We start from the raw sequence: 19,177 nt of genomic DNA on the forward strand, positions 1-19,177 counted from the left end.
CTTATCCTTAAAATCGCGTCAGCGGGGCTTTCCATCCACCCAAACGTATTGAGATCGAGGTTGTATCTGTGAGGGGAGTCCATCCAGATGGTGAGAAGATCCGCCTCGCTCGGTCCGCTGCGTCGATGACGCAAGAAGAAGTAGCGGGGATCGCTCAATGCAACGTTAAGACCATTCGCAAAGCGGAACAGGGTACAAATCGGTTGGACTTGCGAGTGATCGCAGCGATCGCTTCGGCTTTTGAGACGACTGTTTCTCAGTTAACGATTCCAGACCGCAACGTCGATCATCATGGGCATCTTCTGCAGCGAATGGACCAGTGGATCCATCATTTCGCTGCCAGCGACGTCGAGGGGTTTCTGTCTCTACACACCCAAGATTCTGTACTGGAAATGCCGGGGGCAGAGGACTTGTTCACGCCTGCGAACTGCAACGGCATCGATCAACTGCTCAACCACGCCGTCGTATTTTTTAAGAGTTTTCGCCTGATTGAATTGCAACAAAAACTGACTCACTCCTATGCGGCTGAACGGTTCGTATTCTTACGGATGACGGCATCCATTGAATACATTCCCGCCGGACGAAGTTACACGGCCTGTCACGTCCACGAGTTCGAGTTTCGTGAAGATAAGATTAGCCGCCGCGTTTCCGTTGCTGACTATGGTGAGCTTCGACAGATCATCAAAGAGCACGAGTATACCCAATCCACCAAACCCTAAGCACAGGATGACGCAGAGAATATGCGAGGAATTCTAGCCAACGGAGTTCAAATTCGGTCATTGCGAAAAGCACAAGCGATGACTCAAGAGGATTTGGCGTCGCGTGCTGATCTTGATGTGAAGACGATTCGCAAAGCCGAGACAAAAAAACAACGTGTTGACCTAAGTGTGCTCGTTGCAATCGCCGATGCGTTGGGCATAGCTCATCAATCTATCTCAATTGACGACCAGTTGAATGTGCTGACGCCAGAGCAATTAATTGCACTAGTTCACCAGTGGAATGACGCATGGCTACGCTGCGATATCGATGCCATTGTGTCCATGCACACGGAGGACACGGTGATGGTACTTCCTGGCACCGAGGATTTTCCCGATGCGAAAAACAGCCAGGGACTCGAAGAATTGCGAGTGTTTCTTACCAACCTCTTTCCGCAGTTCCAAATTTCTGAAATCGACCAAAGCACGCTTCAAATCGACGTCTCCGGAAACCATGTGTTCCAGCGAACCAATGCCACGATCACGCATGTTCCCTCGGGAAGAGCCTACACGACGAGACACGTGCATGAGATTGAGTTTCGCGGCGACAAAATCGCTCATCGGATCACGGTGGCGGATTACGATTTGCTCCGAAAAATCCACGCCGATATCTCAGCGGATCAGCAAGCCGATACAGACATGTCACCGGCTGAGTGACCGTAGTGGCAGGATTCCGCGGCCACTGCGGAAGAGACGACATCATCGGCCTGCTAATTCGGTGGTTTAGCACTGGTGATCGACACGTCTTGGTAGCGTTGGCCTGATGTGATCGATGGGTATTCTTCGATTCTTTTGGCGATGCAGGCCCACGTCAGGTCCTGTTGCAATTCTTTGCGAATCGATTCGTTTTGTTCTAGCTCGTAAGCCTTGCGAGTTAAGTCTCGCCAGGCTTGCTGTGCTGGCCATGCTAATTTGCGTGACGAATGGATTTCAGTCTTGGCGATCGGTGGGAAGGGTGGCGTCGCAAGCTGGATCGCTCGCGAGACGCGGTCTTGATATGCGACGACCGTGATCAATTTGCTGTGAACTGGAACGTCATCGTAAAGACCATGCCGACGTAAAAAGGGCAGACAATAGGCATCGACGTTGGTTGATCGCTGGGAAGCTTTGATGTCTTCTACGAATTGAGCTGGGGTCCACGTTCTGCCGCCAAAGCAAAGCGTGCTGTCTAGGTTCAGGATATCTTCAAAGAGATTCAGTGCAGCGAATGCTTCTTCATCAGTCCATCGCTTTTTCATCGGGTACCGCTGGCCAGCGTCGCGACGTTGTTTCGTGATTCGATATTCGATCCTGTTCCACCAGTGACGCATCTCGCTGGCGAGTGACTTATCCAATTGCAGCACTTCAAACAGATTGTCTTTTAACTTTCTGGGTTCTCGTCCTAGCTCGATCATCGAACGAAGGAATGTTTCGGTCTGGCCGCTACGCCAAAGTGATTGTGCCACATGCATGCGGTACTTCTTTTTCGCGTTGCTCGACGACGCGGCCCTGGCGCGTTGGCGGAGGATTTCGTAGATTCGCATTGCCAGTTCTGTCTTTCCCGCACCGACGTGCAGTTCCGCGGCTAGCGTGCCGAGTTCAATTCGCGACCACTTCGATGCCGACTTCTGATTGGGTGTTGGGAATGTTTCCAACCAAGTTTCAATGTCCATCTCATCGAAATCCAGCTCGTTGATCGCTTCGTCGTACTGACCACGGGCGATCCGCAATTGCAATGCTAAAAACGGGTTCACTGTCATCAGCAACTTGAATCCCTTGGTTGGTTGATCGCAGCGAATCAGTGTCAACGCCAAGGCTTCACTCGCACGTCTGTTGTCCAGTTCGTCGCAGAGCGTTTGCATGTCGGAAAGGGTTTGGGAGAACCCGTCTTTGTCTTCGTCATACCATTGAAAAATTGCGAGCAGACTCAAGTCATCGACGGTTTCCGTTGCTCGTCTTTGATCAAGATCAATCGCCTTCTTCTGCCAAGCTGCTGCTTCTTTCCAGTTCCGTGCTTCGGCAAACAAATCGGTGACGAGATCCAGCTTTTCAAACTCAATCGCCTTCCGAGCGGCTTCGCCAGAGCGACCGCTGGCTCTCAGGAAATCAATCAAGTTGCGCTGCTGGTGCGGTTCAAGCGTTTCTGTTTGCTTTAGTTCTTCTATCCGCAAATCCAGATCGCCAAGTTGTTGATAAAAACTAGCAAGATGTACTGACGCACCATCGACGTCCGCGTTTTGGCGGAGTATTTGCCGTGCATCGTCGATGCGATTTTCATGGATCGCAAACGCAACTTTGCCACTACTGGAAAACAAGAAATCGGCCATCGCCCCAGGGGGATCACCGGCCAGTTTGATCCAGTGCATCAGCTTGTGCGATTGTCCGCTGCCCAACATCGTCCAACGCAGCTTGGCCTGGTTGAGTGCCTGGGTGAACAACCATCGTTGCTGGTTTTCGGGTTGTTGCAGGACCAGCTTCTCGAAGCCTTCAACAAATTTGGGATCGGTAAATAATTCAGGATTGATAACCGAGACGCTGCTCAGAAAACTCCTGAGTTCGCTAGGCGGACAGTCAATCGCGATACGCAACCATGGATCGAGCTTCCCGGCCTTAATCCACTCAATCGCGGAAAGCCGATTCAAATAGAGCTTCGAGACAATTTGGTGCCGTTGCTGGGAGCTCATGAAGTTCGGATCGTTGACCCAATCAAACAGACGTTGTTGATATCCCGATTCGACAAGCTGCTTGACCATTGATGAATCATTGAAAAGCCGAGTGACGATTGTTTTCCGCGTTTTCAGGTCCAGTCTTCGGTCCACCACACGCCACAATTCATCACCGCGTTTCTCTTTTAGTAAATGATCAATCACTCGGTTATTAAGCACTCGACCCCAGATCGTTCCTTCCTTGGACGGTTCGGCGTAGCGGACAATCAATTCAGAAATCGGCGTCAACTGGTCGTGCTTGACCAGCACCAGAACACTCTGCGAGTTTGACACCAATGATTCGAGCAATCGATGTCGCCAACGCAGATCGGGCTCGTGGCGAACGATGTCATAAAGCAAATCAAGTTGCTTCTTTGCGGCCAACGCTTCGACCAAGTGTGTTGAGCTGAACAGCGCGTGGTTGCGGAAAGAACGACCTTGTTTTGGGTTTGTGGTCAGCCAACCGATCAACTCGGGCAGTCGGTCTTTCTTTGCAAATTCGGAGATTACGGCTTTGTTGTTGACCAGCCTTTGAAGGTGTGAACGATGCTCCGGCAGATCGAATTGTGCAAGATCGACCAAGCCGAAGAATCGGTCTTTCTTGACAAGCTGATCTACCAATGGGCTCATCCCCATCATGTTCGCGACCAGCGGGGCGACGTCACGTTGAACGTCACCTTGAACGCCGGGTTGAGCGACAAGTTCATCGACAAGATCTAGCAACGCATCGAACTTACCAGCCTGGACAATCGCTTGGGCTGCTGCGTGGCGACCAACGACTTGGTTTGCAAACTCGGCTCGCTGCTGGAGCGACCACTGCGGATTCGCGAACGAGAAAAGGAGTGCTCGTTCTTTGCTGCGCATCAAGTGTTCAATCACCCTAGCATCCGCCATGAATTTGCCGAGCACTTGTGATCGGCGTCGTTCGTTTGTGTGACTTCTGGCGATTGCGAGCAGATCATCAAAACGGGCGTCTTGAATCAGTTCTCGCATCGCACGGTAGTTGCTGAACAACGATTCAGCAGCGGTCGCCTTGGCATCCTCGCTGCCTAGCGATTCAATCGACGTGATGAACCACTTGGTGCGATCTGATTTCCCAAGTAGTTCGGTGACCGTTGTCGATCGAAACAAAGCACGAAGTAAGCGTTCGGCTAATTCTGGCGATGCCTCACTGGACTCCTTTAGTAAACGGTCCAGCAGAGATTCGTTTAAATGCAAAGCAAACAAGCGGTTCTGGACGAGCGTTTCGCCGATCTTGGTGGAGACGTCGGGGGAAGCGAACGGAATTCGATCACTGACCCAATCGCGGTGCTCGGCGGATTCAGCGAGCCGTTTCATCAATGGTCCGCCATTGCTAAACACGGCGAGGGTTCTGTCGGCTTCATCAATCGATGATTCGATAATCCCCTCGAACACGAGCGTTGCAAGGTTCTGATTTTTGGACATTCGCAACAACGGGGTATTCGCCATCGCGACTAAGAAATCGATCCGATCAGGGCCATCGAGTTGTTTGAGCACGATCCGCAAATTGATGGCTGCGTCGAACGGATCGTTCCGATCCTGTGCTTGGAAAAGACGGTGGAGAATATGGGTTTGCCGACTTTGCTTCATCCTGCAAATGATCCGAACGAAGCGATCAATTTTGTTCGTTTGCCGAATCAGTTGAATGTTTTTGTACTGACCAAAAATCGATGTCGACACCAAGCCAACGGTGTTGTTGTCGAGCGATTCCAAGACGACGATTAGTTTTGATAATCTTTGATCGTCTTCGATCAGCCTTGCAAAGCTCGGCGGGTTGGCAATGCGTGCAATGGCGAGTCGTTGTAGGGCAGCGTTGCTGGAGGTAGCCGCCATTTCCCAAACCTCGAAATACGCTTGGTACTCGGCATCGTCTGATTGATTTGAAAACAGCTTGGACTGCATCAACGCCATTAAATATGCGTCCTGGATCTCTCCTGTGGGTTGAGACTTGGCGTAGCCGACAATTTTCGACCATTGATCTTTTGTTTGAAGACTCTGCAGCGCAACCGGATCGGACAAAATGCGTCCCATCACTGTCGCACGAAGTTTAGGATCGTTCACATGATCGGCTGCGGCAATCAAACCGTCCCAACCGGTTTGCTGATGAATCGCTGCGATGACGGATGTTTGTCGCAGAGCCGATGCGATCGCCGTGGGGATGACGCCCGGCGAGCCAAGTGTTTTGATTCGGCTTGCGAACGCCGAAAAGCCATCGACTTCGACAATTACTTTCATTACCGCTTGATTGGATGCCAATCGCAACACGGCACGATCTCGCAGCGGTTGCGTGTTGGATTGGTCCAGCATTCCAAAAACGAATTCTGTTCCAGCAATCTGGACTAGCGTTTGTAACGAGCCATTGCCGTTGATCATCGCGTCGAGATAGAGATCGCGTTGGCCGACCGATGTCTCGGCAACGATCGTTTTCAGCGTATCGAGTTTGCTGGCTTTGTTGAGCGTTACCAGAAAGCTTGGCGAGAAGAGAACGATGGCACGAGTTTGGACACGCCATTGTTTCGATTGGTTGTCACCTGTTCGATCGAGTAGTGCGTCGACTTTGGCGACATCATCATAATGTTTGACAATGACTCCTCCGCGAAACATCACTCGAATCCATCTTTGACGCTGTTCGCTGTTGGGTTGCAGCGAAATCAATCGTTCCAAAACCTCAGTGGATCCATCGGCACAAAGATCGCCAAACGCTTCGGCTTGCTTGGCGGGGTCTCCGTCGCGGAAAGCAATGATCTTTGCCCGCACCGAAGGCGGCGTGTCGGGAAGAACCCCGTAGCGAAAGTCGCGGAGGATTCTCCGTGCTCGAATGCGGGCTTCCGCATCAGCACCTTCGGCGAGCCGTTTCAGCGCAGCTTCCGTTTTCAACCCCATCTGCCAAAGATCGTCCGACGCTTGCTCGCGATCCTTGTACCGGTCCGAAGTCAATGCTTCGATCGCTTCGCGGATCTTAGGGTTGCTGGATTGGCAATGGGCCAGCGAGATTACAGTAAAGCTGAAAATCAAGAAGAGCGTTGATCGGCCAAGCATTCGTTTGACTCGTTTTTTGGATCGGCGAACGGTTTCTGGGCGACTGTCGTTCTATTCTACGCCAAAACCAGTCGTCCAATATCCAGCAGCGTCGCAATGTAGGCCGGAACAAGGAGTCTTCGACGCAGTTCCGGCAATACGACAAAACCTTCGCAACTGCCGGAACTGCGCCGAAGCGGCTTTGTTACCGGCCTACCTCTGTGCGTCGCAACGTAGGCCGGAACAAGGAGTCTTCGACGCAGTTCCGGCAATCGCATCTCGCTGTCAATACGCTGCGTGAAACACGATCCTGACTGTTTTACGCTTCGCTATGGACCGAACGCTCGAACTTTAGCTAATGTCGTGAAAACGACGTTAATATTTTCACACGGACGTGAAGGACCACCGATGCAGTTATTGATGCGCTACCGTGACTTGGTGTTGCCGCTTGGCATCATTGGGTGTTTGGTGGTCATTTTGATGCCGCTGCCACCGCTGGTGATGGATTTGTTGCTGGCTGGCAATATCACCGTGGGCGTCATTGTTCTGCTGACGACGGTTTACGTTTCGACACCGCTGGAATTCAGCGTCTTTCCTTCGCTGCTACTTGCCACCACGCTCGCTCGATTGGTGCTGAACGTCGCCACCACTCGGTTGATTCTGACCGGCGCAGATGAACGAGGAATGGAAGCGGCCGGTGGAGTGATCCAGGGCTTTGGTGAATTCGTTGCCGGTGACCGCGTCGAAGTCGGGGTGATCATCTTTGTGATCATCGTGTTGATTCAGTTCATTGTGATTACCAAGGGTGCGACGAGGATTAGTGAAGTCGCAGCCAGATTTGCGTTGGATGGAATGCCAGGTCGTCAGATGGCGATCGATGCTGATTTGAATGCGGGACTGATCGACGAGAAACAAGCTCAATCGCGCCGCGAAGAAATTTCCAGCCAAGCAGATTTTTACGGGGCGATGGATGGTGCCAGTAAGTTTGTCCGCGGCGACGCGGTCGCGGGCATCGTGATTACGATTGTCAACGTGATGGGTGGTCTTTACATCGGCGTCGTTCAGGCTGGGATGAGTATCACGGACGCGGCGGCACTGTTTACCAAGTTGACGATTGGTGATGGATTGGTCAGCCAAGTGCCAGCGTTGTTGATCTCGTTGGCCGCGGGTTTGTTGGTCACGCGAAGTGCCAAGAAAGCGAATCTTCCCGAACAGTTTTTGCAACAGTTGCTTGGTAATCCGCGTGCGTTGATGGTCGCGGGTGGATTCTTGCTGCTGTTGATCGTGACGAATCTGCCCACGATTCCAATGGCGACCTTGGGAATCGGTTGCATTGGGTTGGCGGTGGTGATGAATCGTCAGACCGCACAGAACGTTGTCAATGATGCCAACAAAGCAGAAGCCGAAGCGACCGCCGCCGCGGTGCCCGCAGAGAAGCGTGTCGAGGACTTCCTTGCTGTTGATCCGATGGAAATGTCGATTGGGTTGGGGCTGTTAAGCCTTGCTGATCCGTCGCGTGGCGGCGATTTGATGCAGCGGATTACGGGCGTGCGAAATGCGATCGCGACCGATATCGGTATCATCTTGCCCAAGGTGCGGGTGCGGGACGAAATGAGCTTGGGTGAATTTGAATATGAAATAAGAATCGGCGGAAACCCGATCGCCAGGTCATCCGTGTTTCCCGGTCGCTTGTTGGCGATCGATGGTGGAAACACAACGGGCGTGATTGAAGGCGAACCGACTCGCGACCCAACGTTCGGCGAACCGGCGGTTTGGATCGATCCGCTTCGGCGTGAACAGGCAGCAATCTATGGATACACGACCGTGGATCCGGGCGCGGTGCTGGCGACTCACTTGCAAGAAATTTCCCGTCGTCACGCGGACGAATTACTTTCACGAGACGCAACCAAACACTTGATTGACGAACTGAAAGAAACGTTGCCGACGGTGGTTGAGGAACTGGTGCCTGGATTGATGAAGGTCAGCGAGGTGCAAAGTGTTCTGCACATGTTGCTTCGCGAGGACATTCCGATTCGCCAGCTTGGCATCATCATGGAAACGCTCGGTGATTTCGCGGGCAAGACGAAGGATCCGATTTGGTTGTGCGAATACGTTCGTCACCGTCTGGCTCGTACGATTAGTTCGCGTTATCGCGATGAACAAGACCGTTTGCACGTGATTGCTCTTGACCCGGCGATGGAAGATCGCATTGCGGCTGGGATCGAGCATGGTGAACGAGGACTTTTTGTCAGAATGAGTCCTGCAGCGATCGACACGACTTGCAATCGAATTCAAGAAGCAGTTAAGAAGTTAATTACGGCGGGCCGTCCGCCCGTTATTTTGGTCAGTCCTCGGATTCGACCAGGTCTTCGTCAGATGACAGCCGCATCGATGCCTCGATTGCGAGTGCTGTCCTACAACGAGATCACGCAAGATACAAAAATTGAATCCTACGGAGTCGTTAGCGACGTTGATTGATCGTCAAACCACTGACGAAGACTATCGCTGACCTTTGAAGCACTCCATCCCTCTAACCTTTACATCTACCCATGCACATTCGCACCTTCCGAGCCAACAGCTTGCAAGACGCTTTGGAGCAAATTCGATCCCAGATGGGAGCGGATGCTTCGGTGCTTCATACTCGCCAAGTCCGCGACGGATTGATGGGGTGGTTGGGGCGAACGTACGTCGAAGTGACTGCGGGTTTGAAGGATGGCGAAGGCAACGAAATCGGGGCAGGGCAGGGCGGTTCTGATTCACCCCAACTAGGTGACGATCACGGTTGTCCAGCGTCACGTTTCAACGTGGTTTCCCAAGGCTCAGACTCGCTGCAGCCAAGTTTGCAAACCCAAGCGTCTTTCGAGGAAAACCTTCCCGCGCCGCTTCGTTCCTACTTTGATGAACTGCTTTCCCAAGGCGTGCTTCGCGCTGTCGCGGAGCGTTGGATCATGGGCACGGTCAGTTTTGCTGCCAGCTTAGGTGAGACGTCCGGTGATTCATTGGGATCATCGATTCCCTGGTTAGAACATTTGCAGCGCAGTGTGGGTCGCGAGCTTCGCATTGGCAGCCCGATCCGAACACAGCCCGGCGATCGGCGGATCGTTGCCTTGGTCGGACCGACCGGTGTCGGCAAGACGACGACGGTTGCCAAGTTGGCGGCGGGTTTCCGATTGGAAGCGCGTCGAAGGGTCGGCCTGCTAACGATTGACACATTCCGAATCGCAGCGGTTCAACAATTACGCGCTTACGCCGACATCATGGACTTGCCCATGGAAGTCGTCGAGAAACCTGAACAGATGCGTCCGGCTCTTGGACGGCTTGGCGATGTTGATTTAGTCTTGATTGACACGGCGGGACGAAGTCCAACCAGCGACGCGCGGATCGAACAGTTAGTTGAACTGCTAAGAAGTGCTCAACCCGACGAAACTCATTTGGTGCTCAGCGGCACATCCTCAGTTGCATCAATCGAACAAACGATTCGCGGATTCGCACCGGTTCGCCCGACTTCGGCCATTGTCACCAAGCTAGACGAGACGCCGCACTTGGCCGGTGTGTTGTCAGCGATTGTGGCGACAGAAACAAATTCAGGGATCGCACTCAGCTACACCACCGACGGACAACAAGTCCCCGATGACATCGCAATCGCTGACGCATCAGCGCTGTTGTCCCGGTTGTTACCTCCGCGGATGCAACTTTCTCAGGCCGAAGCTGCTTAAAAGATTGCAACTTAGGCTAAAGCCCAACGCATCGGAAATCCGATACAGATAGTGAGGGATCTTGCATCCAACGAAAACGGCTTGAGCCAAAATTATTTTGCAAGACAACTCGACGCATTGAACAGAATCGCTTGACACTTTCAACACAGAGAAAACGACGTTGCCTCGAAGCCTTGCCGCATCGCTCAGCGCACTCGCCATGGCCCTTGTGGTCTTGCGAGGAGCTGCCGGTGGCGAGCCCATCGAGGTGGTCACGGCGGAAGCCATCGTGGCCATGTTGATCTTTGCTGTTGTTGGATATGTCGCCGGGTGGATCGCGGACTACTTAGTTCGGGATTCGCTTGAGCAAAACTTCCGAGCTCGAATGGATTGGTACCGCAAGGAACTTGTCCAACTGGGTTTGGATCCGGCAGTTGATTCGACTAGCGATCCAGGCCAACCGCCTGAGAATCGCGAAGCGGCTTAGCAACGAAAACTTAACCATTGATTTCTTGCCCGATCACCACCCGCGGTGTTCGGCTAGAAAGCTCACAGCAGGACGCTGTGAAACAGATACCTATCACGGAGGATAGAATGGCTGCCACTGCCACAAAAGACGACGTAATCCTGCAAGTTTGGAACGATTTTAAAAAGATCACCAAGGATTCGCCTGATTACGAAGACCTCCGAAACACGTTGGTCGAACGCTACATGCCGCTGGTTCGCTACAACGGCGATCGTATCTGGCAACGCTTGCCCGACGGTGTCGAGCTGGACGATTTGATCAGTGCCGGAATCTTTGGATTGATGGACGCGATCGACGCGTATGACATGGAACGAGGCGTCAAGTTTGAAACCTACTGCGTTCCGCGTATCCGTGGTGCGATGCTAGACGAATTGCGAACGATGGATTGGGTTCCACGTTTGGTTCGCAGCAAGGCGAGCAAGTTGGCTGCGGCTAAGAAAGCTCTTGAAACAAAGTTCGGCCGAGCACCCACGGTGGTCGAACTGTCCGAGCACATGGAATTGGCGGTTTCGGAAATTGAAAAAATGCAATCCGACGCCAACGCAGTCGGTGTCGTTTCGCTGAACAAGAAATGGTACGAAACGGACAGCTACAAAGATGTTCGCGAGATCGACATCTTGGAAGACAAGAAGGGCGAAGACCCAACGATTCGCGTTCAGAAAAATGACCTGATGCGTCTGGTCACCAAAGGTTTGAATCGAAACGAACGCCTGATCATCATTCTTTATTACTACGAAGAATTGACGATGAAGGAAATTGGGGCGACTTTGGATCTTTCCGAATCGCGTGTCAGCCAAATGCACACCTCGATCGTCAATCGTTTGCAGTCACAGCTTGGCTACCGACGTATTGAGTTTGGTGCTTAGGCACGGAACTCGTTCTCCCAAAAAAACATCAAGACGGCAGCCTGGAATCACCAGGCTGCCGTTTTTTGATTATGTTGGGAGAGCATTCGTTTAGCCGCGTGGGCAACGCCCCGCGCGTTATGCTGGACCCGAACGCGCGGGGCGATGCCCACGCGGTTAAACGATTTAGAAACCCTTTACGGCGTTGGGCATCGCCCCGCGTGTTGTGCCCCGCATGGACGCGCGGGGCGATGCCCACGCGGTTAAACGACACGTCTTTTATTCTCTACAGGCTAATTCATCCGTGCGCGTCGCTCATATCATTACACGAATGATCATTGGCGGTGCGCAGGAAAACACGCTGCTGAATTGCTTGGACTTGATGCGGGATTACGGCGACGACGTCATCCTGATTACCGGCACATCGACCGGACCCGAGGGAGACTTGTTGAGCCAGGGGAGGGCAGGGGAGTTACCGATTCGGTATCTGGATTCGCTTCAGCGAGCGATTCAGCTTCGCGACATTGCGGCGGCTCGCGACATCCGGCGAGTGCTTCGCGAGTTCCAGCCCGACGTCGTTCACACTCATAGCGCCAAGGCTGGATTGATTGGCCGCTATGTTGCGTGGGGCGAGAAAGTTCCGGCTGTGATTCATTCCGTTCACGGCGCACCGTTTCATCCGTATCAGAACTTCGCAGCACGCGAGTTCTTTCGTCGCTGTGAAAAGTGGGCGGCCAAGCGATGCCACCGAATGATCAGTGTTGCCGATGCGATGACTGACTTGATGGTGGAGGCAAGCGTTGCGCCACGCGAAAAATTCATCACGATTTCTAGCGGCATGGATGTCCAGCCGTTTGTTGATGCAACGAAGCATCGTGAAAACATTCGTGCCAAGTATGGATTCACCGATCAGCACATTGTGGTTGGGAAGATCGCTCGCCTGTTTCACTTGAAGGGGCATGCGGACCTGGTCACTGCTGCTGCGGACGTGATTGCGATCGAGCCCAACGTGCGGTTTCTGCTGGTGGGTGATGGGATCTTGAAAGAGTCGTTGCAGCAGCGGATTGGCGAACTGGGGCTATCGGATCATTTCGTTTTCACTGGGTTGGTTCCGCCGTCGGAAGTCCCGCCACTAATCGGAGCGATGGATGCGTTGGTTCATACGTCCTATCGCGAAGGCCTCGCCCGAGCCTTGCCGCAGGCTTTGATCGCCGGCCGCCCGGTCATTAGCTATGACGTCGATGGTGCGCGAGAGGTTGCGATCCCCGGGGAAACTGGATTCCTGGTGGCACCCGGCGATACCGATGATTTGGCGAAATCGATCTCGACCCTGGTTGGCGACGCTGAAATGAGGCATCGGATGGGCAGGGAAGGGCAGTTGCGATTTACGGACCAGTTCCGTCACCAGACCATGACTCGGCGAATCAGGCAGGTTTACGAGGAAGTGGTGGCAAAATCCGCGGTTTGACCCGGTGGTGAAACGGCTGCGGATGATGTCGAATAGTAAAGGAATACTGGCGGTCCAACGGCCCCACTATTTTGATTCCTTACAGTCCCATCGAAATTCGTTCCGTCGAAATTCAATATGTCAAAATCACGCGATTTCCTAGGCCCGTATCGGCTCGCCCGTTTGATCCGCCAAGGAACCACGTCCGAAGTCTGGGAAGCGATCGAAGAGAACAGCCAAGAGCGGTTCGCGCTGAAGGTTCTGCGAGAGAACATCAAGAACGACAAGGCCGAAATCGCGTTGCTGAAACACGAATACAACATCGCCAAAGACCTGGCCAGTCCTCGCGTGATCAAGGTCTTGGAGTACCGCGAAGACGGTCGGCCGTACTTGGTGATGGAACTGTTTAGCGAACTGAATATGAAACAGGCGCTTCGCCGCGGCCCTGAATCGCTTGCCTTCATGCTCGGTAAAATTGTTGAACAAGCCGCCGAAGGTTTGTACTACATGCACACCAAGAATTGGATTCACTTGGACATCAAGCCTGACAATTTTTTGGTCAGCCGCGACGGGGTAGTGAAGCTGATCGACTTTACAATTTCAGAAAAGAAGAAGTCTGGGCTTAGCAAATTTTTCCATCGCCCCAAGATGGCTCAAGGCACTCGCAGCTACATGGCTCCTGAACAGATCCGCCGAAAGGTTTGTGACGAGCGAACGGATATCTATTCGTTTGGATGCGTGTTGTATGAATTGTGTACCGGCAAGCCGCCGTTTACTGGCAACACGCCCAACGATCTTTTGAACAAACACATCACTGCATCGATCCCAAGTCCCATTGTTCACAACAGCAATGTCAGTCGTGAATTCGCGGACTTGGTTAAAAGCATGATGGCGAAGAAGCCCGACAGTCGTCCCGAATCGATGTGGGAATTCTTGAAAGTGTTTCGTGGCATCGAGATTTTCAAGAAGATTCCAAAAATGCCAGAGATCAGCGTGTTCGATAGCATGCCCGGAGTTCGCGGCGCAGATGACATGGTTCGTAAAGGCGAACCGTCTTAGATCTTTGGCATGAGGAACTGCCCCAAAACAACTTCCCGATTTCCCAACCCGAACGCTTAAGCGGTGGATCTTGTTTGACCTGGTAATCCCTCGCTTACGCATTTGGGTTGGGATTCTGTTCTTAAAGAATTCGAGACACACAGCACACCTAACAAAACCAACGAATACATCAGAGATAAACCAATGAGCGGCGGACCTGGACTGGAATTTGAAAACGACATCGCGGAACTGGAAACAAAGATCGCGGTGTTGGAACGACAAACCGATCGCACTGATTCAAGTGACAACGAAATCCGCACCTTGCGATTGGAATTGGTCAAGCAACTTCGCGAAGCTTATGGATCGTTGGATGCGTGGCAAACTGTGCAAGTGGCGCGGCATAAAAATCGACCTTACACACGCGATTATTTGAACCTGGCTTTCGATGAATTTGTCGAACTGCACGGCGACAAATTCTTTGGCGACGATCGAGCGATGCTGGCCGGGTTTGCAAAGCTGGATCGCTTTAAAGTGATGGTCATCGGGCACCAGAAAGGTCGCACTTACAAAGAACGCGCCGCATGCCATTTCGGGTGTGCTCATCCCGAGGGATATCGCAAAGCGATGAGCAAAATGCGACTGGCCGAAAAGTATGGCTTGCCGCTGATTTGCTTCATCGACACGCCGGGTGCTTATCCCGGAATCGGTGCCGAGGAACGCGGTCAGGCTCAGGTGATCGCCGAAAGCATGTTCAAGATGAGTGAGCTGAAAACTCCGATTATCTGTGTTGTGATTGGTGAAGGCGGATCAGGCGGTGCGTTGGGTATCGGCGTTGGCGATCGTGTTGCGATGCTTCAGCATTCCTATTACAGCGTGATCAGCCCCGAAGGATGTGCGGGCATTTTGTGGAAAAGTCACGAACACGCCCCCAAGGCCGCCGCAGCGCTTCGATTTACCAGCGACAACCTAAAACGCTTTGGCGTTGTCGATGACGTGCTGGAAGAACCCCTGGGCGGTGCTCATCGCGATCATCACCAAATGGCGTCGCGGTTGAAGTCGTATCTGTCGCGGACGTTGTCAGAATTGGAAGTCAAACCGACCGACGAACTGCTGAACGAGCGATACGAAAAGTTCCGTCGCATCGGTGTGTTTTTAGAAGAGCCGGTGGCGTAGCCGACAACCGCCGTAGCTGATCCCGCCAGGGTTCAGTCGAACTGTTTCAGTCGGTCTTGTTCGGTCCTGAACCGTGGCCGGTCCAGCTACGGAAGGATCGTGAATGGGGAGCCAAAACAGGGCATTTCGCGACCGCCCCACAACGTCCGATAATGCCTCTTATGTTGTATTAGAGGTGCGTAAAACCCTGTGTTTGGGGCTTTTTTGCAATCAACCGATGGTCTCCACCGATTCACTGCGTAGACCGTCGTGCTACTTTCACTACCGCTGGAAACTTCCGCCCTGTTGCTGTGTGTTGGGTTGCTGGGCTTGCTGCGGAACCCAGCTCTGCGACGCGGCGGATTCGGGTGTCCAGCTTTGGATTTGTTGCCGGGCTTCGGTCGCGAACTGGGCTGCCGATGGACTGACCAATCCGCCGCCTGCGGGTTGGTTGAATTGCTGCTCGAAACGTCGGAGGTACGGACCGACGAATTCGTGAATTTCGGGCGGGATGACCGATTCGCTGCGGTCCAAGACATCAGCGATGTAATGACCGCTTTTGCTGCTGACGACGGTTTCGCGAATTTGTTCACCCGCCAACGTGACCGCGAACAGTGTCAACAGCACGCAGTACAGTCCGCCTTTGATCAGACCGAAAATCGCTCCGATGTGTCGGTCGAACTCTTTCAGCCGCAATCGATCGATCGACTTGCTGACCATCCGGAAAGCGACCCAAACCAGCAAAGCCGTCGCAACATACAGAATCAGCATTGCTAGCAATCGGTTCAGTGGCGGGTCCAGTGCGATCGATCGGCTGAATGGTTCGCGGAACTTCAAGGCAACAAAATAGCTGACGACGATGGATGCGATCGACGCGAGTTGCCAAGCGAAGCCTTTGGCCGCGCCGAACAGCATGGCACCGACCAAAACAACGATCATGATGATGTCGTAAATCTGCATCGAAACAAAACCGAAAATGGGTGAACGAAATCCTACGAAGACGCTTTTAGCAACTTGCGCTGGTCCAGCGAAGATCGATTCAGACCACACCCGAAAAAGGAAAGGGGCGACCAAGCACCTCCTTTTTTTGACAATGTTTTTTCATCTAAATCCTCCACCCGATCTGCACGACGAGTTCGACAAAAAAATTGTTGTCAAAAAAATTTGGCGGCAGTCAGTGGTCGAAGAATAATGAGTCGGATTCGGGATGGCTTTTGAACTGAAAATGCTCGTATGAAGAGAAGGGTGCCTTGCGCGTTTTCTTTTCTGACTTTGGCTTGCTAGCAATAAGCGAGCACACAGGAAATTTTCAACTCCCCTGCCCTAGCCCGATTTCCGACCGTCGATGGCGGACTTCAAATCACACATTACCGGTAGCACGATCGTCGGCATCGCCTATGGATATTGGGGCGTGGCCGAGCAATCGATGTCGATCGAAAGCGGAATGCTGGCGGGTGGCTTATGCGCGGTCAGTGGCATGTTGCCGGACTTGGACAGCGACTCGGGAATCCCGCTTCGCGAGACCAGCATGTTTGTTGCTGCGATCGCTCCGATGTTAATGATCGATCGCTTTCGTGATCTAGGACTGTCGCATGAATCGATGGCACTGGCGGCAATGATCGTCTACATCGGGATTCGATTTGTTGGCGTCGAATTCTTTAAACGCTTCACCGTCCACCGCGGCATGTGGCACAGTATCCCTGCGGCGGCATCGGCTGGCTTGATCGCTTACTTGGTGATGCCTTGTCCGACGGAATCGGTTCGCGTTTACAAGAGCTTGGCCGTCGTGCTTGGCTTCATTGTTCACTTGACGATGGACGAGATTTGGTCGATCGACGTTGCGGGTGGTTTTCGATTGAAGAAGTCATTTGGGACAGCGCTGAAGTTCTTTGGCAACAGTGCATTGGCGAACACGATGGTCTGGGCGATGTTTGGTGGGTTGTTGTACTTTTCGATGGGCGACCATGAAGTTGTCGATCGCATTCGAGACCGCACTCGGTTGGAACGCACCTACCTGGCGCAGCCCGAACCTAGGCCTTGGCGCTGAGTTTGGTCTGGTTGTTGTTCTACTGCGTTTCACTTCTGCCTTTGGGAGAGGTTGAGCCGAATAGTCCCGGGAGGGACGGAAGCCCTTTGCCGTGAAGAGTTTTGGTCCCGGAAAAAAACGTGTTAGTTCGTTTAACCGCGTGGGCATCGCCCCGCGCGTTCGCGGCCGCACAACGCGCGGGGCGATGCCCACGCGGTTAAACGATTTTGGAACCCTTCACGGCGTTGGAAGGAAGCCCTCTGCCGGGAATGTAAATCCCCGGATGTCGGCGTTGAATCTCCCTTTTTTCTCTGCCTCGGGCAGTGCGGTAGGCCCGGCCGCTCACGCGTCGCGGCTCACTTTAATCGACAGGCCATCGCGCACCCGGCACCGGGTTGCCGAGCCTTCGGGCCTGACGCCTAACTTGCAGTAACTCATGCGACGTTCCACGCAGGGGCGGTGAATGGTGAACGAAATTAGCGGTCAAGGATTAGCGTGACGGGGCCATCGTTGACGAGACTGACTTGCATGTCGGCGGCGAAGATTCCTTGCTGGACCGGGATGCCCCGATCACGCAAACACTCGGCGTAATGCAGATACAGTTCGTTGGCTCGGCCAGGCTCGGCGGCGTCGGTGAATGCTGGGCGTCTGCCTTTGCGGCAATCACCCAGCAGCGTGAATTGACTGACGACCAAGACCGCACCTTTGATTTCTTCCACGTTCAGATTCATCTTGCCTTGATCGTCCGCAAAGATCCTGAGCACTGCGGTCTTGTCGGCCAACCATTTCGCCTCCGCTTCGGTGTCATCGTGCCCGACGCCGATCAGGACTAGCAGCCCTTGATCGATGTTGCCAACGACTTCATCGTGTACGCTGACACTGGCCGATTTGACTCTTTGAATCACCACTCTCATCTGCAAACTCAATAAAGGTTAAAATTAGGACGTCCAACCAAACAGACTCCCCTGCCCTCCTCTGTCTCCACAACCTCGCAGCAAACGCCAAGTAGCGTCCAACGGCATGCCATTCCTTTTCACTTGTCCGCACTGCGAAACGAAAACACAAGTTGACGACCAGTACAGCGGCAAACAAGGCCAGTGCGTTTCTTGTGGTGGCGAAATCACGCTGCCGCGTTTCGCGAGTGCCACCAAGACAAAGTCAAAACCCGCGCGGCGTGATTCAAAACTGATCAGCGTGCTTGCTGCGACTGCGGTGTGTTCGTTGATTCTGGGCAGCCTGCTTTTTGCGATCATTCGTTTTGGCGGTCAAACAATGGCGACGTTGTCGAACAGTCGCGAGCAAACCACATCGATGCGCAATCTGGAAAAAATTGCGGCAGCGATGAACGCTTATGCTGCCGACCATGGTACCTACCCCGCACCGATGACCGTCAATTCCAACGGCACTCCCCTGCACTCTTGGCGAGTTCTGTTGTTGCCGTATTTGGGCGAAGAAGATCTGTACGATCGCATCAACCTGCGACTGCCGTGGGATCATGCCGAGAACGCGATGGTGATGCAGTATTCCGCGCCTCTGGTCTATCAACATCCCAGTTCGACCAATAACGGATTTGGATCGGGACCAGCTTACTTCTTGATCACGGGAACAGGCACATTGTTTCCGCCCACCGGACCGCTGTCGCCGAATGACGTGACCGATGATGTGACGCAAACGTTGTTGGTGGTCGAAGGATCGCCAGTCACGCCGCCGATGTCTTGGGCTGAACCGGTTGACTTGCCCTTTTCGATGATGACCGGCCGGTTGGCTGGCAACCCCGGCAGCGAACCAGGCGGGTTATTGGAAGGCGGCGTAGCGGCGGCAACGGTGGACGGCCGCGGTCACTTCATCCGCGACGAGATCGCTCCGGCCGATTTCTTGTCGCTGGTCACACCCACCGGCGGCGAACGACTAAGAGACGATACGCTCGATTGAGAAGGTGTTGAACACGCGGCCCGATGGGCACTCGGGCA

General features: G+C 53.3%; 14 protein-coding genes. 11 read left to right on the forward strand and 3 right to left on the reverse strand.

Annotated elements, in window-relative coordinates; all coding sequences use genetic code 11:
• The first annotated feature begins 68 nt into the window (after window positions 1-68).
• Window positions 69-719 (forward strand): nuclear transport factor 2 family protein, encoded by a 651-nt coding sequence (locus RC85_RS01135; RefSeq protein WP_068258041.1) that lies wholly within the window; start codon window positions 69-71, stop codon window positions 717-719.
• A gap of 21 nt (window positions 720-740) precedes the next feature.
• A complete protein-coding gene (locus RC85_RS01140; RefSeq protein ID WP_068258042.1) occupies window positions 741-1,412 on the forward strand; it encodes a nuclear transport factor 2 family protein in 672 nt (223 codons plus the stop codon).
• Window positions 1,413-1,465: 53 nt separating this feature from the next.
• Here RC85_RS01140 and RC85_RS01145 read toward each other — a convergent pair whose 3' ends face one another.
• Window positions 1,466-6,499, reverse strand: coding sequence for a hypothetical protein (locus RC85_RS01145; RefSeq protein ID WP_068258043.1), 5,034 nt, complete (start codon window positions 6,497-6,499; stop codon window positions 1,466-1,468).
• 399 nt (window positions 6,500-6,898) lie between these two features.
• Here RC85_RS01145 and flhA point away from each other — a divergent pair, with 399 nt between their 5' ends.
• The 7 genes from flhA (at window position 6,899) to RC85_RS01180 (ending at window position 15,202) form a co-directional block, all read left to right on the forward strand.
• Window positions 6,899-8,956 carry a flagellar biosynthesis protein FlhA gene (gene flhA / locus RC85_RS01150; protein ID WP_068258117.1) on the forward strand — a complete coding sequence of 686 codons (2,058 nt, stop codon included), beginning with the start codon at window positions 6,899-6,901 and terminating at the stop codon, window positions 8,954-8,956.
• Between the two features lie 71 nt (window positions 8,957-9,027).
• Window positions 9,028-10,194 (forward strand): flagellar biosynthesis GTPase FlhF, encoded by a 1,167-nt coding sequence (gene flhF, locus RC85_RS01155; RefSeq protein ID WP_068258044.1) that lies wholly within the window; start codon window positions 9,028-9,030, stop codon window positions 10,192-10,194.
• A 160-nt stretch (window positions 10,195-10,354) separates the two neighbouring features.
• Entirely contained in the window at window positions 10,355-10,660 is a 306-nt protein-coding gene (locus tag RC85_RS01160) for a hypothetical protein (protein ID WP_157593855.1), read from the forward strand.
• Between the two features lie 86 nt (window positions 10,661-10,746).
• On the forward strand, window positions 10,747-11,565 hold the full coding sequence (locus RC85_RS01165; protein WP_068258118.1) for a FliA/WhiG family RNA polymerase sigma factor: 819 nt from the start codon (window positions 10,747-10,749) through the stop codon (window positions 11,563-11,565).
• Between the two features lie 283 nt (window positions 11,566-11,848).
• Window positions 11,849-13,012: a glycosyltransferase family 4 protein gene (locus RC85_RS01170; RefSeq protein ID WP_068258046.1), complete on the forward strand. Its 1,164-nt coding sequence runs from the start codon at window positions 11,849-11,851 to the stop codon at window positions 13,010-13,012.
• A 117-nt stretch (window positions 13,013-13,129) separates the two neighbouring features.
• Window positions 13,130-14,050 (forward strand): serine/threonine-protein kinase, encoded by a 921-nt coding sequence (locus tag RC85_RS01175; RefSeq protein WP_068258047.1) that lies wholly within the window; start codon window positions 13,130-13,132, stop codon window positions 14,048-14,050.
• 183 nt (window positions 14,051-14,233) lie between these two features.
• Window positions 14,234-15,202: an acetyl-CoA carboxylase carboxyltransferase subunit alpha gene (locus RC85_RS01180; RefSeq protein WP_068258048.1), complete on the forward strand. Its 969-nt coding sequence runs from the start codon at window positions 14,234-14,236 to the stop codon at window positions 15,200-15,202.
• Window positions 15,203-15,463: 261 nt separating this feature from the next.
• Here RC85_RS01180 and RC85_RS01185 read toward each other — a convergent pair whose 3' ends face one another.
• Window positions 15,464-16,141: a CvpA family protein gene (locus tag RC85_RS01185; RefSeq protein ID WP_084422263.1), complete on the reverse strand. Its 678-nt coding sequence runs from the start codon at window positions 16,139-16,141 to the stop codon at window positions 15,464-15,466.
• Window positions 16,142-16,526: 385 nt separating this feature from the next.
• Between RC85_RS01185 and RC85_RS01190 the strand changes: the two genes are divergently transcribed.
• Window positions 16,527-17,228, forward strand: coding sequence for a metal-dependent hydrolase (locus RC85_RS01190; protein WP_068258049.1), 702 nt, complete (start codon window positions 16,527-16,529; stop codon window positions 17,226-17,228).
• Between the two features lie 455 nt (window positions 17,229-17,683).
• On the opposite strand, the gene dtd is transcribed toward RC85_RS01190, so the two are convergent.
• On the reverse strand, window positions 17,684-18,121 hold the full coding sequence (gene dtd / locus RC85_RS01195; RefSeq protein WP_068258050.1) for a D-aminoacyl-tRNA deacylase: 438 nt from the start codon (window positions 18,119-18,121) through the stop codon (window positions 17,684-17,686).
• Between the two features lie 106 nt (window positions 18,122-18,227).
• Between dtd and RC85_RS01200 the strand changes: the two genes are divergently transcribed.
• Window positions 18,228-19,139, forward strand: coding sequence for a DUF1559 family PulG-like putative transporter (locus tag RC85_RS01200; RefSeq protein WP_068258051.1), 912 nt, complete (start codon window positions 18,228-18,230; stop codon window positions 19,137-19,139).
• Window positions 19,140-19,177 lie beyond the last annotated feature (38 nt).

It is taken from the genome of Rubripirellula obstinata (assembly GCF_001642955.1).
GTDB classification, from domain to species: Bacteria; Planctomycetota; Planctomycetia; order Pirellulales; family Pirellulaceae; genus Rubripirellula; species Rubripirellula obstinata.

Bases quoted from the DNA above. Each gene is read 5' to 3' on its own strand.
- RC85_RS01140 (WP_068258042.1), top strand. From the start codon at position 741: ATGCGAGGAATTCTAGCCAACGGAGTTCAAATTCGGTCATTGCGAAAA.
- RC85_RS01145 (WP_068258043.1), bottom strand. From the start codon at position 6,499: ATGCTTGGCCGATCAACGCTCTTCTTGATTTTCAGCTTTACTGTAATC.
- flhA (WP_068258117.1), top strand. From the start codon at position 6,899: ATGCGCTACCGTGACTTGGTGTTGCCGCTTGGCATCATTGGGTGTTTG.
- flhF (WP_068258044.1), top strand. From the start codon at position 9,028: ATGCACATTCGCACCTTCCGAGCCAACAGCTTGCAAGACGCTTTGGAG.
- RC85_RS01175 (WP_068258047.1), top strand. From the start codon at position 13,130: ATGTCAAAATCACGCGATTTCCTAGGCCCGTATCGGCTCGCCCGTTTG.
- RC85_RS01180 (WP_068258048.1), top strand. From the start codon at position 14,234: ATGAGCGGCGGACCTGGACTGGAATTTGAAAACGACATCGCGGAACTG.
- RC85_RS01185 (WP_084422263.1), bottom strand. From the start codon at position 16,141: ATGCAGATTTACGACATCATCATGATCGTTGTTTTGGTCGGTGCCATG.
- RC85_RS01190 (WP_068258049.1), top strand. From the start codon at position 16,527: ATGGCGGACTTCAAATCACACATTACCGGTAGCACGATCGTCGGCATC.
- dtd (WP_068258050.1), bottom strand. From the start codon at position 18,121: ATGAGAGTGGTGATTCAAAGAGTCAAATCGGCCAGTGTCAGCGTACAC.
- RC85_RS01200 (WP_068258051.1), top strand. From the start codon at position 18,228: ATGCCATTCCTTTTCACTTGTCCGCACTGCGAAACGAAAACACAAGTT.